Origin of the sequence: Bradyrhizobium arachidis (assembly GCF_015291705.1) — a bacterium.
GTDB lineage: Bacteria > Pseudomonadota > Alphaproteobacteria > Rhizobiales > Xanthobacteraceae > Bradyrhizobium > Bradyrhizobium arachidis.
On record NZ_CP030050.1, the window covers coordinates 9454644 to 9471541 of the forward strand.

At 66.1% G+C, this 16898-nt stretch carries 13 protein-coding genes; 6 read left to right on the forward strand and 7 right to left on the reverse strand.

Annotated elements, in window-relative coordinates; all coding sequences use genetic code 11:
• Position 1 precedes the first annotated feature (1 nt).
• From WN72_RS44645 to WN72_RS44655, 3 genes are read right to left on the reverse strand one after another with little or no spacing between them, the layout of a single operon-like run.
• The gene (locus WN72_RS44645) at positions 2-1210 is read right to left on the reverse strand and encodes an acetyl-CoA C-acetyltransferase (protein ID WP_027561946.1); all 1209 of its coding nucleotides are present in this window, start codon (positions 1208-1210) and stop codon (positions 2-4) included.
• A gap of 48 nt (positions 1211-1258) precedes the next feature.
• Positions 1259-3049: an acyl-CoA dehydrogenase C-terminal domain-containing protein gene (locus WN72_RS44650; protein ID WP_092212267.1), complete on the reverse strand. Its 1791-nt coding sequence runs from the start codon at positions 3047-3049 to the stop codon at positions 1259-1261.
• 39 nt (positions 3050-3088) lie between these two features.
• Positions 3089-3472 (reverse strand): nuclear transport factor 2 family protein, encoded by a 384-nt coding sequence (locus tag WN72_RS44655; RefSeq protein WP_035730637.1) that lies wholly within the window; start codon positions 3470-3472, stop codon positions 3089-3091.
• A 204-nt stretch (positions 3473-3676) separates the two neighbouring features.
• On the opposite strand from WN72_RS44655, the gene WN72_RS44660 reads away from it, so the two are divergent.
• Complete coding sequence (locus WN72_RS44660) at positions 3677-4267, forward strand: PadR family transcriptional regulator (protein WP_027561943.1); 591 nt, start codon at positions 3677-3679, stop codon at positions 4265-4267.
• A 201-nt stretch (positions 4268-4468) separates the two neighbouring features.
• Here the strand turns inward: WN72_RS44660 and WN72_RS44665 are convergent, their stop codons facing one another.
• On the reverse strand, positions 4469-5038 hold the full coding sequence (locus WN72_RS44665) for an outer membrane protein (protein WP_092212265.1): 570 nt from the start codon (positions 5036-5038) through the stop codon (positions 4469-4471).
• Between the two features lie 455 nt (positions 5039-5493).
• Between WN72_RS44665 and WN72_RS44670 the strand changes: the two genes are divergently transcribed.
• The 3 genes from WN72_RS44670 (at position 5494) to WN72_RS44680 (ending at position 10993) form a co-directional block, all read left to right on the forward strand.
• A complete protein-coding gene (locus WN72_RS44670) occupies positions 5494-8961 on the forward strand; it encodes a tetratricopeptide repeat protein (RefSeq protein WP_092212263.1) in 3468 nt (1155 codons plus the stop codon).
• 347 nt (positions 8962-9308) lie between these two features.
• Positions 9309-10226 carry a sulfite exporter TauE/SafE family protein gene (locus WN72_RS44675; RefSeq protein ID WP_092212261.1) on the forward strand — a complete coding sequence of 306 codons (918 nt, stop codon included), beginning with the start codon at positions 9309-9311 and terminating at the stop codon, positions 10224-10226.
• Entirely contained in the window at positions 10223-10993 is a 771-nt protein-coding gene (locus tag WN72_RS44680) for a TIGR02186 family protein (RefSeq protein ID WP_092212259.1), read from the forward strand. The genes WN72_RS44675 and WN72_RS44680 overlap by 4 nt, the downstream gene beginning before the upstream one ends.
• 141 nt (positions 10994-11134) lie before the next feature.
• Here WN72_RS44680 and WN72_RS44685 read toward each other — a convergent pair whose 3' ends face one another.
• Together WN72_RS44685 and WN72_RS44690 are read right to left on the reverse strand one after the other, a co-directional pair.
• A complete protein-coding gene (locus WN72_RS44685) occupies positions 11135-11908 on the reverse strand; it encodes an MBL fold metallo-hydrolase (protein WP_092212257.1) in 774 nt (257 codons plus the stop codon).
• A 12-nt stretch (positions 11909-11920) separates the two neighbouring features.
• Positions 11921-12829 (reverse strand): DMT family transporter, encoded by a 909-nt coding sequence (locus WN72_RS44690; protein ID WP_027561938.1) that lies wholly within the window; start codon positions 12827-12829, stop codon positions 11921-11923.
• A 96-nt stretch (positions 12830-12925) separates the two neighbouring features.
• Here WN72_RS44690 and WN72_RS44695 point away from each other — a divergent pair, with 96 nt between their 5' ends.
• Positions 12926-13789, forward strand: coding sequence for a LysR family transcriptional regulator (locus tag WN72_RS44695; protein ID WP_092212420.1), 864 nt, complete (start codon positions 12926-12928; stop codon positions 13787-13789).
• 19 nt (positions 13790-13808) lie between these two features.
• On the opposite strand, the gene WN72_RS44700 is transcribed toward WN72_RS44695, so the two are convergent.
• A complete protein-coding gene (locus WN72_RS44700) occupies positions 13809-14042 on the reverse strand; it encodes a hypothetical protein (RefSeq protein WP_092212419.1) in 234 nt (77 codons plus the stop codon).
• Between the two features lie 209 nt (positions 14043-14251).
• Between WN72_RS44700 and WN72_RS44705 the strand changes: the two genes are divergently transcribed.
• Positions 14252-16777 carry a glycogen/starch/alpha-glucan phosphorylase gene (locus WN72_RS44705; RefSeq protein ID WP_051378298.1) on the forward strand — a complete coding sequence of 842 codons (2526 nt, stop codon included), beginning with the start codon at positions 14252-14254 and terminating at the stop codon, positions 16775-16777.
• The last annotated feature ends 121 nt before the right edge of the window (positions 16778-16898 follow it).

The window sequence follows — 16898 nt, forward strand, 5'->3', positions numbered from 1 at the left end:
CTTAGACGCGCTCGATGATGGTCGCGGTGCCCATGCCGCCGCCGATGCACAGCGTCACCAGCGCGGTGGACTTGTTGGTGCGCTCGAGCTCGTCGAGCACGGTGCCGAGGATCATCGCACCGGTGGCGCCGAGCGGATGGCCGAGCGCGATCGCGCCGCCATTGACGTTGATCTTGGCGTTGTCGATGTCGAAGGCCTGGATGTAGCGCAGCACCACCGAGGCGAAGGCCTCGTTGAGCTCGAACAGGTCGATGTCCGACTTCTTCATGCCGGAGCGCGCGAACAGCTTCTCGGTGACGTCGACCGGACCGGTCAGCATCATCGCCGGCTCCGAGCCGATGTTGGCGAAGGCGCGGATCTTTGCCCGCGGCTTGAGGCCATACTTGCTGGCTGCCTCCTTGCTGCCGAGCAGCACGGCGCCGGCGCCGTCGACGATGCCGGAGGAGTTGCCGGCGTGGTGCACGTAATTGACGCGCTCGATCTCGGGATGCGACTGCACCGCGACGCCATCGAAGCCGCCCATCTGCGCCATCATCGTGAACGACGGCTGCAGCTGCGCCAGCGACTGCATCGTCGTCGAGGGACGCATGTGCTCGTCCTTGGCGAGGATGGTGAGGCCGTTGATATCCTTCACCGGCACCACGGACTTGTTGAAGCGGCCTTCGTCCCAGGCTTTGCCGGCGCGCTGCTGGCTCTGCACGGCGTAGGCGTCGACGTCATCGCGCGAGAAGCCATACTTGGTGGCGATCAGGTCGGCCGAGACGCCCTGCGGCATGAAATAGGCGGGCACCGCCATCGACGGGTCCATCGGCCAGGCGCCGCCGGAGGCGCCGATGCCGACGCGGCTCATCGATTCGGCACCGCCGCCGATCACCAGCTCATGCTGGCCGCTCATCACCTGAGCTGCGGCAAAATTCACGGCGTCGAGGCCAGAGGCGCAGAAGCGGCTGATCTGCACGCCCGGCACGGCTTCGCCGAGACCTGCTTTCAGCGCCGCGAAGCGCGCGATGTCGGAGCCGGCTTCGCCGACCGGATCGACCACGCCGAGCACGACGTCGTCGACGGAATCTTCCGGCAGGTTGTTGCGGTCCTTCAGCGCCTTCAGCGGCACCGTGGCGAGCGCCAGCGCGGTGACTTCGTGCAGCGCGCCGTCCGGCTTGCCGCGGCCGCGGGGGGTACGAACGTGGTCGTAGATGAATGCCTCAGGCATGACGCCCTCCTGATCTGTTGTTCAAATTTCGACGGCGCGGAAGCAGCCTCAGAACGCTTCCGCCGGCAGTTCCATGATGGTGGCGCAGCCGGACTGGATGCGCGCGAGATTGGCCGCGGTCTCCGGCAGCATCCGCTCCATGAAGAAGCGGCCGGTGACGAGTTTCGTGGAGAGATAGGGGGTGGCGCCCTGCTCGGCAATCTTGACCTGGGTGACCTTGGCCATCTTCGCCCACATGTAGCCGAGGGCGACGAAGCCGAAGAGATGCAAATAGTCGGTCGCGGCCGCACCGGCATTGTCGGGCTTCATCATCGCATTCTGCATCAGCCAGGTGGTGGCCTGCTGGAGATGGCCGAGCGAAGCCGACAGCGGCGTGATGAACGGCTTCATCGCCTCGTCGCCGCCGTTCTCCTTGGCGAAGGCCATGACCTCGCCGAAGAAGGCCATGATGGCGCGGCCGCCGTCGCGCGGCAGCTTGCGGCCGACGAGATCGAGCGCCTGGATGCCGTTGGCGCCTTCATAAATCATCGCGATGCGGGCATCGCGGACGAACTGCTCCATGCCCTGTTCGGCGATATAGCCGTGGCCGCCATACATCTGCTGCGCCTGCACCGCGTTGGCAAAGCCGTAGTCGGTGAGGAAGCCCTTCAGCACCGGCGTCATCAGACCCATGTGGTCGTCGGCGGCCTGGCGGTCCTTCGGGTCCTCGGAGCGATGGGCGACGTCGCTCTTCAGCGCGGTCCACATCACGAAGGCGCGCGCGGCCTCGTTGAAGGCGCGGATCGAGAGCAGCGTGCGGCGCACGTCGGGATGGACGATGATCGGGTCGGCCGGCTTGTCCGGCGCCTTGGCGCCGGTGAGCGCGCGGCCCTGGATGCGCTCGCGGGCATAGGCAACGGCGTTCTGATAGGCGACCTCGGATTGCGCGAGACCCTGAACGGCGACACCGAGGCGGGCCTCGTTCATCATCACGAACATGCCTTGCATGCCCTTGTTCTCTTCGCCGATCAACCAGCCGGTGGCGTTGTCGTAGTTCATCACGCAGGTGGAGTTGCCGTGGATGCCCATCTTGTGCTCGATCGAGCCGCAGACGACGCCGTTGCGCTGCCCCACCGAGCCATCGGCGTTGACCAGGAATTTCGGCACCACGAACAGTGACACGCCCTTGATGCCGGCGGGCGCGCCCTCGATGCGGGCGAGCACGAGGTGGATGATGTTGTCCGCGAGGTCATGCTCGCCAGCCGAGATGAAGATCTTGGTGCCCGTGATCTTGAAGCTGCCGTCGGCCTGGCGCACCGCCTTGGTGCGGAGCATGCCGAGATCGGTGCCGCAATGCGGCTCGGTCAGGTTCATGGTGCCGGTCCACTCGCCGGCGACCATCTTCGGCACGTAGGTCTGCTTTTGCTCCGGCGAGCCATGAACGATCAGCGCCGCGGTCGCGCCCATGGTGAGGCCGCCATACATCGAGAACGCCATGTTGGCGGAGATCTGGAATTCGTTGACGGCTTGCGAGAGCGTCACCGGCAGGCCCTGGCCGCCGAACTCGGTCGGCGCGGAGAGACCAAGCCAGCCGCCCTCGGCGACCTGCTTGAAGGCGTCCTTAAAACCCTTCGGCGTGGTGACGCTGCCGTCCTCAGTGCGCTTGCAGCCTTCGAGATCGCCGACGCGATTGAGCGGCTGGAGCACCTCTTCGGCGAGCTTGGCGGCCTCGCCCAGGATCGCCTCGCGCACGTCGCTCGAGGCATCGGAGAAGCCGGCGAGGTTGTCGTAGCGGTCGATCTGGAAGACGTCGTTGAGCAGGAAGTTCACGTCTTCGACGGGGGCTTTATAGATCGGCATTGCGTTCTCCCGGCATGGGGCTTGAAGTGGCGGAATTCTCTAGGATTGGGCGGCGAGCTGCTCCGCCATCAGGCGGTGCAGCATGTTGATCGCCTTGAGCGGACGCACCATCACCTTGAAATGGGTGATGCGTCCCTCGGCATCGAAGGTGATGATGTCGACGCCGTTGATCTCGATGCCGTCGATGATGGTCTTGAATTCGAGCACGGCGCCGCTCGCGTTCTTCCACTCCCCGACATAGGTGAAGCCGGGACCACCGAGCACCTTCTCGGCGCTCGCGAGATATTTGAAGGTGATGTCGCGGCCGCGCTGGGGCGAATGCACGACGGGGCTTTCGAACACGGCGTCAGGATGCAGCAGGTCCCAGAGCGCGGCGCGGTCATGGGACTTCATGAAGGCGTACCAGGAATCGAGGCCGGTCATGGTCAGGATGCCTCCCTAGATTAAAGCCTTGGCAAGAAACTCGAAAACAACCCCATGCACAGTAGCGAGGGGTTGATTCGGCTGGGTTTTCCGGTCGGGTCTTGAACCCCGACCTTGGATCACCTCATATGCACATTGACGCATATGCACCAATGCGCATAAAGTCAAGTCAATTGGTCGGGACTTCAAGAAGGAGCTGGTGCCATGGCGCTGGGCGACGCAATCCTCGCATGCCTGACGGAACGTCCGATGACGGGCTACGAGCTCGCCAAGACATTCGACTCCTCGATCGGCTTCTTCTGGAAGGCCGATCACCAACAAATCTACCGCGAACTCTCCAAGCTGCGCGACCGCGGCTATATCCAGGGGCGCGAGGTCGTACAGTCCGGCAAACCCAATAAGCTCATCTATACGCTCACTCCGGAGGGCCGAACAGCGCTGCGGCACTGGGCCGCGCGGCCGAGCACCCCGCCCTCGATCAAGGACGACCTCTTGGTGCGGCTGCATGCGCTCGACAGCATCGATATCGAGCCCATGCGCACCGATTTGATGGACCGGCTGGAGCACCACCGCGACCGTCACGCCAATTACGAGCGCATCCTGAAGAAGCGTTTTCCGGACGGCACGGCGGAGGGCAGGCTCGACCTCGGCAATCTGCTGCTGCTCCGCCTCGGCGCCCGCCACGAGCAGATGGTGGCCGATTTCTGCGAAGAGGCGCTCGAGGCGCTGTCGGCCATGAGCGGCAAAGGCACGGTGGTGCCGCTGGAGGACAGCAAGCGCGAGGGCAAGGGCTAGGCCCGGGCTTAGAACTTCGTCACGACGGGCTTGTCATCCCAGTTGAAGCGGACGTTCACGCCGGCGCGAACGATGTCGTCGGTCAACCGGACATCGCGGGTGCTGACGGTGAGTGCACCAGTCGGGACGGCCGGGTCGACATATCGCTTGCTGCCGAAATCGACGTGAACGTATTCGAGCTTGAAGCTTACCGCGCCCCAGCTATCGGTCCACGCCGCCCATTCGCCGCCGAGACCGGCCGCGAGGGCCGGTGCGGGTCTTGGAGTCCGTGACCTGCCCCTCCGGACTGGACACGGTGACCTCCGTGCCGGCGAATGCGACGCCGGCGGTGCCGTAGATCAGGAACTGATCGATCGCATAGCCGATGCGGCCGCGAAACATGTCGATCCAGCGCTCCCGCGTGCTGCTCAAGGCTGTGCGATTGAAGGGCGGCAGATCCTGCGCGGAGCCGTGCGTGTTGGTCCATGAGGCGTCGTTCTCGAATCCGAGCACCGTCTTCTCGATCTGAAAATCGCAGCCGAAAGCCCCGCCCGCGACCCCGCCGGTGAGATTGAAGGTACCTGTGAGCGTGGGACCGACGGCATCGCCGGCGCGCGCGACGTGCTCGCTCTTGCCCCAGGAGCCGCCACCCTGGACGCCGACATAGCAACTCGTCCAGTTGAAGCCTGCGGGCGCCGGCGCTTTCACCACGGGCTTTGCCGCCGGGGCATCGGCGGCAAAGGCGGACGATACCAGTCCGGCCGCCATCGCGGCCACGAGCAACCATTTCATCTCAGCAACAATCCGCTCAGGCGGAGCGCAAAACGCAAGCGCTCGCTATCCCTGAGACGGGCCGGCGATGCCGGCGGCGAAATTTTTGTCGAAGGCACGCCGGTCGTTCACTCCCTCTCCCGCTTGCGGGAAAGGGTCGGGGTGAGGGCTTTCTCCTCTTGGGGGTTCTCGCCTAAAGGAGCCACCCTCTCCCCAACCCTCTCAGCGCGAGCGAAGCTCGTCGCGCCCCGCACACGGGGGAGGGAGCACACCGACCCCGCGGTGGCGCCGCGGTTCCCGCCGCCCAACTTTAAGACACCGGCGCCGCATTCCTTAACCCGTTATTTACCGTAACAGGAAAAAGTCGGTTTTCGAGGCAGACGACCCGCGCCAAATCCGATTGTCTTTGCAACCGGCACGCGAGGGAAGGCTGGAGGCGCCGGGGTGGGGCGCTGAAGTCGGAACCGGACAGAGTCATGAATTCGCGCGTATCGTGGAGTGTTGACGGCATCGATCCATCCGTCAGGGAGCGGGCCGAAGCTGCTGCGCGTCGTGCCGGCATGTCACTCAACGATTGGCTGAACTCCACGCTCGGCGAGACTGCACCGCCGAGCTTTCGCCCGCCTTACGATCAGCGCCAGCAACAGCAGCACATGCCGAGTCAGGAGAGCCGCGAAGTCGCGGACATTCACCAGCGGCTCGACGCGATCACCCAGCAGATCGAACGGATCTCGAAGCCCGCGCCGCGCCAAGACTCTTCTCGTGAAAGAGACGTCGCGCGCGAGCAGGGCGTCGCGCGCCAGCTCAACGACGCGATCTCGCGGCTCGATGCGCGGCTGTCGCAAATCTCCCGCCCGCAGCAGCCGCAGCAAGCTCAAGCGCCGCGGCCCGCGCCCGCGCCGTCACCGGTCGAAATGCGCCAGCGCCAGGCCGATGCGGTCGAGCGTGCGGCAACACAGGTCTATCGCAGCTCACCACCCCTGAGCCCTGCCTCGTTCGACGTCGCGGTCGCCGAGATCACCGCACGCCAGAGCGAGCTCGACAGCTTTACGCCGAGGCAAATGCCGCCGCGCGCCGCGCCCTCGATTGCACCCGCAGCACCTTACGCGCCGGCCATGGCGCCGCCCCCGCCCGCCTATGCGCCGCCGCAGCAGCAGCCGGGGCCTGATTTCTCGGCGCTCGAGCGCCATCTGCTCAAGATCACGAGCCAAATCGAATCGCTGCAGCGCCCCGACAATACCGAGCAGGCCATCTCCGCCTTCCGCGGCGAGCTCGCCGAGATCCGTCAGGCCATCACCGAGGCGATGCCGCGGCGCGCGATCGAATCGATCGAGAACGAGATTCGCTCGCTGCACCGTCGCATCGACGAGACCCGCTCCAACGGCACCGACGGCCAGGTGCTGTCGGGCATCGAGCGCGCGCTGTCCGACATCAAGCAGGTGCTGCGCACGCTGACGCCGGCCGAGCAGCTCACCGGCTATGACGAGGCGATCCGCAATCTCGGCGCCAAGCTCGATCTGATCCTGCGCGCCAATGATGATCCCTCGACGGTGCGCCAACTAGAGGACGCGATCTCGGCGCTGCGCGCCATCGTCTCCAACGTCGCCTCCAACGAGGCGCTGGCACGGCTGTCCGAAGACGTGCAGCTGCTGTCGTCCAAGGTCGACCAGATCACCCGCGCGTCCGGCCACAGCGACAGCTTCGCGGTGCTCGAGCAGCGCATCGCCGCCCTCACCGCCGCGCTGGAAACGCGCGAGCGGCCGCAGCCGTCCGAAAGCACCGAGCATCTGGAAGCCGCGATCCGCGCATTGTCGGACCGCTTCGACCGCATGCAGGTCGGCAACGATTCCGCATCGACTTTCGCCCATCTCGAGCAGCGGGTCTCGTACCTGCTGGAGCGGATCGAGGCCGCCGCCGATCCGCGCAACGGAAACTTAAGCCGCGTCGAGGACGGACTGCACGATATCCTGCGCCACCTCGAGCGGCAGCAGGCGACCTATTCCGCGCTGGCCGAGAGCCGCAATTCGGCGCCGCCGGCCGATTCCGGCGTGGTCGATCTCGTCAAGCGCGAACTCTCCGACATCCGCTTCAGCCAGGCCGAGACCAACCGCAGCACGCAGGACTCGCTTGAAGCCGTCCATAGCGCGCTCGGCCACGTCGTCGATCGCCTCTCGATGATCGAGGGCGATCTGCGCGCGGTGCGCTCGGCACCGCCAGCCCCTGCGCCGCAGCCGATGCCCATGTCGTCGATGCCCATGGCGTCGATGGCGATGCCGATGACCGCGCCCATGGAGCCCGCGCCGATGGTGCGCGAGCCGTGGCAACAAGCGCAGCAGCAGCCGAAATACGATCCCAAGCCCGAGCTGCCGAATCCCGCCGCCGCGCAGCACCCGCCGCACTCCGCCTTCGTCGCCGCGCCGCGCGAATTCCACGCCGCTGCTCCGGCCGCGCCGCCGCCGGTGCCGGCTGCCCCACCCGTTCCGCCGCGCGCAATCAGCGAGATCCTGGAGCCGCACACGGCGCCGGCGCGCGCCGCGATCGCACCGGAATTGCCGCCGGATCATCCGCTCGAGCCGGGCACCCGGCCGGGCGGCCGTGCCGCCACGCCCTCGGAGCGCATCGCCGCCTCCGAAAGCGCGATCAGCGAAATCCCCGCCGCGCCGAAAGAGCCGGTGTCGTCGTCGAGCTTCATCGCGGCGGCGCGCCGCGCTGCCCAGGCCGCAGCGGCGCAACCGCCCGAGAAGCCCGCCCGCGGCGTCAAGGCCGCGCTCGCGTCCCGTGCAAAGGACAAGGGCCAGAGCCAGGAAGGCGGCTCGACCATCACCTCCAAGATCCGCTCGCTGCTGGTCGGCGCGAGCGTGGTCGTGATCGTGCTCGGCACCTTCAAGATGGCGATGAACCTGCTCGAGGGCGGCGGCCCGGCGCCGGCGCCGCAGGCGATGGAGAATTCGTCGCCCGCGCCCGCGCCGCAGCCGGCACCGCCGCCGGTCGAGACCAAGCCCGCCGCGCCCGAGCAGATCACGCCGTCGATGACCTCGCCGACGCCGATCGGCCGGCAGTCGCAGAACAATGCCGCGCCGGCTCCCATGAATAATTCCAGCGGCACGGCTTCGGTCGAAATCCCGCCGGCGCCCACCGTGCCGCCTCCGCCCGCGGCGTCGAGCGATGTGACTGGCGCGCTGTCGGGCACGAGCCGCGGCAGGCTCGGAACGATCCAGGTGCCGCCGAGCGAAAAACTGCCTGACGCCATCGGCGGCCCTGGCTTGCGCACCGCCGCGATGAAGGGCGATGCGACCGCGGCCTACGAGATCGGCCTGCGCTTTGCGGAAGGCAAGGGCGTCGCCACGAATTACGACGAAGCCGCCAAATGGTACGACCGCGCGGCGCAGGCCGGCGTGGTGCCCGCGACCTTCCGCCTCGGCACGCTCTATGAGAAGGGCCTCGGCGTGAAGAAGGACGCCGACATCGCCCGCCGCTACTACACCCAGGCCGCCGAGCGCGGCAACGCCAAGGCCATGCACAATCTCGCGGTGCTCGATGCCGATGGCGGCGGACGCGGCGCCAATTACAAGAGCGCGGCGCAGTGGTTCCGCAAGGCGGCCGATCGCGGCGTCGCCGACAGCCAGTTCAACCTCGGCATCCTCTATGCCCGCGGCATCGGCGTCGAGCAGAACCTCGCCGAGTCCTACAAATGGTTCAGCCTCGCGGCCGCCCAAGGCGATGCGGACGCAGCCGGCAAGCGCGACGATGTGGCCAAGCGCCTCGACCCGCAATCGCTCGCCGCCGCCAAGCTCGCGATCCAGACTTTCAGCGCCGAGCCGCAACCCGACGACGCCGTCAACGTTCCCGCCCCGAACGGCGGCTGGGACAGCGCGCCCCAGGCGAGCGCCAAGCCCGCGCCGAAGCAGGTTGCGACGAGGCGTTCGGTCTCGGCGGCGCATTAAAGGCGCATCGTTTTAAGTCGACAATCGAGCCGCGTGCTCGGTGCACCTCTCCCGCTTGCGGGAGAGGTCGGCGCGTAGCGCCGGGTGAGGGCTTTCTCCTCTGGGGGAGTCTCACTGCGGAGACACCCTCTCCCCAACCCTCCCCCGCAAGCGGGGGAGGAAGCGCGCCTTTGTCCTGACAGCTATTGAACCCAATCTCTTCGCTCTCGCTTCACCCATTCACCACGCCCCAAATTCCCGGTCCCGCCCGGCGCCGAATTCCGCTATTGAGAGACGCGGCAATCGTTCCGACCTTCCCGCGAGCATTTCCGCGCACTCGATCCGTCTCGCCGGAGCGTGGTCCTTCGATGCAGCTCTATCTCCCGATCGCCGATCTGCCCGTCAACGTCTTCCTGGTGTTGGCGATGGGCGCGGCGGTCGGCTTCGTCTCCGGCATGTTCGGGATCGGCGGCGGTTTTCTCATGACGCCGCTCTTGATCTTCATCGGCATCACGCCGGCGGTGGCCGTCGCTTCGGTCGCGAGCCACATCGCGGCCTCGTCCTTCTCCGGCGCGATCTCCTATTGGCGGCGGCGCGCGATCGATCCGGCGCTGGCGAGCGTATTGTTGTGCGGCGGCGTCACCGGGACGGCGCTCGGGGTGTGGACCTTCACGCAGCTGCGTGCGCTCGGCCAGCTCGATCTGATGATCGCGCTCTCCTACGTCGTGCTGCTCACCACGGTCGGCAGCCTGATGTTCTCCGAGGGCCTGCGCGCCCTAATGCGGACCCGGCACGGCGCGGTGCCGCCGCGGCGCACGCATAACTGGATCCACGGCCTGCCGCTGAAGATGCGGTTCAAGCGCTCGAAGATCTATCTCTCCGTGATCCCCGTGGTGACCGTCGGCATCGTGATCGGCTTCATCGGCGCCGTCATGGGCATCGGCGGCGGCTTCATCCTGGTGCCGATCATGATCTACCTGTTGCGCGTGCCGACCTCGACGGTGATCGGGACCTCGATGATCCTCACCCTCGTCACCATGCTGTTCGCCACCATGCTGCATGCGGTGACCAATCATCTCGTTGACGCCGTGCTGGCGCTGATCCTGATGGTCGGCGGCGTCACCGGCGCGCAGTTCGGCGCCCGTGCCGGCCAGAAGATCCGCGGCGAGCAGCTGCGGCTGCTGCTCGGCCTCCTGATCCTGTCGGTCGGCGTGCGCTTCGCGATCGAGCTGGTGATCCAACCTGCGGATCTCTTCACCATCCGCGAGCTCGGGGTGACCGGATGACGCGCGCGGTTCTCGTAATCCTTCTCGTCCTCTTGTTTGGCGGCGCCGCGCGCGCCGAGCGACTGATCGTGTCGGTCTCCAACCACCGCGTCACCGTGACGCCGAACTATTCCGGCGAGGAGCTGGTGCTGTTCGGCTCGGTCGAGCGGGACGCCACGACGCCCACTGATCGCACCGCTTACGATCTCGTCGTCACCGTGATGGGCCCGCGCGCCGATATGGTGACGCGACGCAAGGAGCGCAGATTCGGCATCTGGATCAACACCGACTACCGGCAATTCCTGGAGGTGCCGAGCTATCTGGCGCTGTTCGCCAACCGTCCCTTCAACCTCATCACCTCGCCCGAGATCGCGCGGCGCCAGCAGATCGGGCTCAACAACGTGCTGCTGACGCAGCGTGTCAGCGGCGATTACGCCGACGTGGTGCCGGACGATGCGTTCCGTTCGGCCTTCATCCGCCTGCGGACCGAGCGTGGACTCTACCGCGAGGATGCGAGCGCGGTGACGTTCCTCACGCCGACGCTGTTCCGCACCGGCATTCCGCTGCCGGCGGAAGTGCCGATCGGCACCTACGAGGTCGAGATCAAGCTGTTCGCGAACGGCGCGCTGGTCACCAAGACCGAGACCGCGTTCGAGATCGTCAAGGTCGGCTTCGAGCAGTTCGTCGCGACCAGCGCCCGGCAGCACGGGCTGATCTACGGCCTCGTCACCGCAGCGATGGCGCTGATGACGGGATGGATGGCGTCGATCGTGTTCAGGAAGGATTGAGAGCGCCGCGCGAGCCACGCGCTTGCCGTCATGCCCGGGCTTGTCCCGGGCATCCACGTTCTTAATGCGGCGACAAAGACGTGGATGGCCGGGTCAAGCCCGGCCATGACGAGGACGAGGAAGCATTCACGATGGCTTACTTCACGGCGCCTCGATCACCGTCGGCACGCCCGGCTCCAGCAGGCGGAGCCGAGTTCCGAAGCCGAGCACGTCAAACGTCTTGCGCAGGTCCTCGCTGTTCTGGCGGAAATGCGCCCAGCCCTCGGTATGCAGCGGCACGATCATCGCGTCAGGAAAGGCGCGCGCGGTCTCGATGGTGTCGTTGGTGTCCATGGTGAGATGGAACGGCCCGCGCGTTTGCGCCGCCCCCGCGAACGGCAGCACCACCCGACATTTGAAGCGGCGCGCGACCTCGGCGACGCCGTCGAACCAGGTGGTGTCGCCGCTGATATAGATGGAATGCGTGTCCTTGCGGCTCGACTGCACCACGAAGCCGATGACGTCGCCCGACAGCGGCTCGATGCCGGCCGGCCCGTGACGCGCCGGCGTCGCGGTGATCGTCAGCCTGTTGCCGTCATCGTCCTTCAGATGCGCGGTGGCCCAGGGCGCGAGGCCCTCGACATGGCCGCCGAGGCGTTTTGCGCCGGCTTCGGTCGTCAATGCGCGCGGCGCTTTGAGGAGAAAGTCGCGGCCGGAATTGTCGAGATTGTCCGAATGCTGATCGTGGCTGAGCAGCACGGCATCGATCGGACCGATCGCATCGGGCTTCATTGCGGGACCGATGGTCTTCTCCAGCTTCACATGCGGCAGCTGATAGGCGCCAGGCGCATCAAAGGTGGGGTCGGTGAGCAGGCGAAAACCGTCGATCTCGATCAGCGCAGTGGGGCCGCCGATCAGGGTGATGGAAATGGGCATGAGGAACTCCTCTTACGCGACGGCCTTTGCCGGCCGCGTCACCAGGTAAATGCCGAGCGCCACTGGAATGATCCCCAGGAGGTCGCGCATCTCGATGTGCTCGCCGAGCACGATGTAGGCGAACAGCATGCCGAGCGGCGGCATCAGGAAATGATAGGCGCTGGCGGCGGTCGCGCCACACACTTTCAGGAGATGAAACCAGAGCCAGTAGGCGAGGATCGAGCCGCCGAGCACCAGGAACGCGAAGGCGCCGATCAGGCTCGGCGTGAAATCAATCGCGTGGACGTCGGCAAAGGTGAGCGCGATCGGCGTCAGCACGATGCCGGCCGCGAGGTTCTGCACGCCGTTGCCGATCCACAACGAGCCCTTCGGCGCCAGCAGCTTGAACAGGATGGTGCCGGCGACGATGGAGGCAAGCGAGGCCAGCGTGAAGACGATGCCGTGGAGACTATCGGTGCCGACCGACAGGCGATGCCAGACGATCAGGGTGACGCCGATGATGCCGAGCGACAGGCCGCCCGCCTTGCGCCAGCTCATGCCCTCGCCGAGCAGCAGCGCGGCGAGCGCCGCGGTGAACACCGGATTGGCCGAGACGATCAGGCCGCCGAGGCCGGCGGAGACCGATTGCAGGCCGGTGTAGCCGAGCCCGAGATAGAGCGCATTGTTGGCGATGCCGAGGACAGTGAAGATCACCGCATCGCGCCATGACAGCGACCAGTCGCCGCGGACCATCGTGGCGCCGAGGATCAAAATGCCGGCGAGCGAGAAGCGCGCCGCGAGCAGGATCAGCGGTGGGCAATGGGTGACGCCGATCTTGCCGGCGACGAAGGCGTAGCTCCAGAGCAGGCAGAACAGGCCGATATAGAGCGGCAGCGCATTGAAGCGGCTGCGGGGGACGGACATCGAAGGGGCAAGCGACATGACATTTCTCCTGAGCCTTCGACATAGGGAGACGGCTTGCCATTTGGAAATTAAATGATTAACTGCCGACCAGTGGTTTTTTAAATGGAGGCCGCCATGCTCGATCTGGAGCTCCTGCGCAGCTTCGTCTCGGTGGTCGAGGCCGGCGGCTTCACCCGCGCCGGCGAGCGCGTTCACCGCACACAGTCGACCGTCAGCCAGCAGATCAAGCGGCTGGAGGAGGATGTCGGCCAGGTGCTGCTGCACCGCGACGGCAAGGACGTGCGTCCGACCGAAGCCGGCGAGCGGCTATTGTCCTACGCGCGGCGCCTGCTCTCGCTCGCGGAAGAGGCGCGCGACATGCTGCGCGAGCCTGGCGGCGAAGGCGCGATCCGGCTGGGCATCCCCGAGGATTTCGCGGCGTATCGGCTGGCAAAGCTGCTCGGCGCGTTCTCGCGCTCGCATCCGGGGCTACGCCTCGACGTGCGCGCCGACCAGAGCAAGAACCTGTCGCGCGATCTCGAACGCGGCGAACTCGACCTCGCGCTGTTCAAGCGCGGCGCCGGCGAGAAGGGCGCGATCGCGGTGTGGCCGGAGCGGGTGCACTGGGTCACCAGCAAGAGCCATCCGGTCGACGTCAATGTGTCGTCGGTGCCGCTGATCGGCTTCCCGCTCGGCTGTCTCTATCGCGCCGGCGCCATCCACGCACTGGAAAGCGCCGGTCGCCCCTGGCACATGGCCTATTCGTCATCGAGCCTCGCCGGCATCCAGGCCGCCGTGGCCGCCGGCATGGGCCTCAGCATCTTGTCCGAGATGTCAATCCAGTCCGATCACCGCGTGCTGACCGCGAAGGACGGTTTTGCTCCGATCAACAGGACCGAGGTCGCGCTGATGGCCGCGCCCGATGCGAGCCCGGCAACTCTGCGGCTTGCGGATCGTCTCGCCGAGTTCTGCGATACGGTGCAGGCGAAGGCCGCATGAGCGCGCGAGCGGCCCGACCTCAATTCGCCGCCGACACCAGCCTGTCGCCGCACGCATTGGCGTAGAACTTGCCGCCGCATTGACGCTTGATGACGGCGCAGCGGGCTTGGGGCGAGGCATTTTGCGGGACAGTAAAGCTGCAGCTGAGACCATCGGCGCTGCGGCCGGGCTTGCCGGCGGCGAACGCGGCGCTGGAGGCGGTGATGCAGACCACGAGCAGGGCCGCAGCGGCGATTTCGATCAGCAGTCGCATCATGGGCGTCTCTCTCCACACTGATGGCTGAATCCGACCGCAATCTAGCACGGAATCCAGGTTTCTCCGTGCATGCCCGGGTTCCCAAACCGGCCCATTCCTTGCATAATTTTACGCCAGCGCAGTGCATGCGCGCGCCGGCGATGGTTCCGGCGCAGCGGCAAGACGCGTAGGGTGAGTAGCAGTTTTTCGACCAGGAAGTGACGGCCTTGCAAGATCAATCGTTCCAGCCCAGTTTTCCCGCGCCCGGGCAGCCCATCGACGAACTCGCGCTGGCCGAGATCAAGGGCGCGATCCTGGCGAAGCTGCGCCTTGCCATCGGCAAGGACGCCGGCATGGCGACGAAGCACGACTGGTACCAGGCCGCGGCGCTGGCGCTGCGCGACCGCATCGTGCATCGCTGGCTCACCGCCGAGAAGCGCAGCTACGATGCCGGACGCAAGCGCGTCTATTATCTCTCGCTCGAATTCCTGATCGGCCGCCTCTTCACCGACGCGCTCAACAATATGGGCCTCTTGAAGATCTTCGAGGTCGCGCTCGGCGATCTCGGCGTGTCGCTGCCGGACTTGCGCAAGTGCGAGCCGGACGCGGCGCTCGGCAATGGCGGCCTCGGGCGGCTTGCCGCCTGCTTCATGGAGAGCATGGCGACGCTGTCGATCCCCGCGATCGGCTACGGCATCCGCTACGATTACGGCCTGTTCCGCCAGATCATCAATCAGGGCTGGCAGCAGGAATATCCCGACGAATGGCTGAGCTTCGGCAACCCCTGGGAATTGCAGCGGCCCGAGGTGATCTACGACGTCAATTTCGGCGGCGGCGTCGAGCATGTCGACGACAAGGGCCGCGACCGCGCGATCTGGCATCCGGCCGAGACCGTGCAGGCGATCGCCTATGACACACCGATCGTCGGCTGGCGCGGTCAGCACGTCAATGCGCTGCGGCTGTGGTCGGCGCGCTCGCCCGATCCGCTCAAGCTCGATGCCTTCAACAAGGGCGATTACGTCAGCGCCAGCGCCGAGCAGGCGCGAGCGGAGGCGATCTGCAAATTCCTCTATCCCAACGACGAGAGCCCGGCGGGCCGCGAGCTGCGGCTGCGCCAGGAATATTTCTTCGTCTCGGCTTCGCTGCAGGATCTGGTGAAGCGGCATCTTGCGTCCGACGGCCAGCTGCGCAGCCTGTCGTCGAAGGTCGCGGTGCAGCTCAACGACACCCATCCGAGCCTTGCCGTCACCGAGCTGATGCGGATCCTCGTCGACCTGCACAATTTCCGCTGGGACGAAGCCTGGAAGATCACGGTCGCCACACTCTCCTACACCAACCACACGCTGCTGCCCGAGGCGCTTGAGACCTGGCCGGTCGAGCTGTTCGAGCGGCTGTTGCCGCGGCATCTCGAGATCATCTACCGCATCAACGTGCAGCACCTCGCGCTCGCCGAAGCGCGCGCGCCCGGCGACATCGACTTCCGCGCCTCGGTCTCGCTGATCGACGAGAAGAGCGGCCGCCGCGTGCGCATGGGCCAGCTCGCCTTCGTCGGCTCGCACCGCATCAACGGCGTCTCGGCGATGCATTCCGACCTGATGCGCGAGACCGTGTTCCACGACCTCAACCATCTCTATCCCGGCCGCATCACCAACAAGACCAACGGCATCACCTTCCGCCGCTGGCTGATGCTGGCGAACCCCAAGCTCACCGACCTGTTGCGCGAGACCTGCGGCGAGGCCGTGCTCGACGATCCGACCCAGCTCTCGCTGATCGAGGCGCGCGCCAGCGACGTCGAATTCCAGAAGAAATTCCGCAGCGTCAAGCTGCACAACAAGGCCGCGCTGGGTCGCCTGATCGGCGAGCGGCTCGGCATCAAGGTCGACCCGAGCGCGCTGTTCGACGTGCAGATCAAGCGCATCCACGAATACAAGCGTCAGCTGCTCAACGTCATCGAGACGGTCGCGCTGTATCAGTCGATCAAGGACGATCCCAACGGCAATTGGGTGCCGCGGGTGAAGATCTTCGCCGGCAAGGCGGCGGCGAGCTACCGCTACGCCAAGCTGATCATCAAGCTGATCAACGACGTCGCCGAGGTCGTCAACAACGATCCCGCCATCGGCGGCAAGCTGAAGGTCGTCTTCCTGCCCGACTACAATGTCAGCCTCGCGGAAGTCATCATTCCAGCGGCCGACCTCTCCGAGCAGATCTCGACTGCCGGCATGGAAGCCTCCGGCACCGGCAACATGAAGCTGGCGCTGAACGGTGCCATCACCATCGGCACGCTCGACGGCGCCAATATCGAGATCCGCGACCAGGTCGGCAGCGAGAACATCGCGATCTTCGGCATGGAGGCCGGCGATGTGATGATCCGCCGCAAGCAGGGGCTGGATGCCTCCGACGTGATCCGCAGGTCGCCGAAGCTGCAGCGCGCCATCAACGCGATCGGCACCGGCGAGTTCTCGCCTGGCGATCCCGGCCGCTTCGAATCGATCGCACACGCGCTGCGCTATCTCGACCATTACATGGTCAGCGCCGATTTCGATTCCTATTACGAGACCCAGCGCGCGGTCGATGCGCGCTGGCTGGTCTCGCCGGCCTGGACGCGCGCCTCCATCCTCAACGTCGCGCGCATGGCGTGGTTCTCCTCGGACCGCACCATCCGCGAGTATGCGCAGGAGATCTGGAACGTGCCGGTCAATCCGATCACGCCGCCGTTCCAAGACGCAGAGGACCAGCGCGGCGCCACGGCCTGATTTTTCCGCGGCGTGAAATCGGCGTTACGCGACAGGTAATTGCACAGACAGGCGATAGCTGTGATATGACGACCGTCATTCCGAGGCGGCTCGCAGAGCCGAACCCGGAATCTCGAGACGG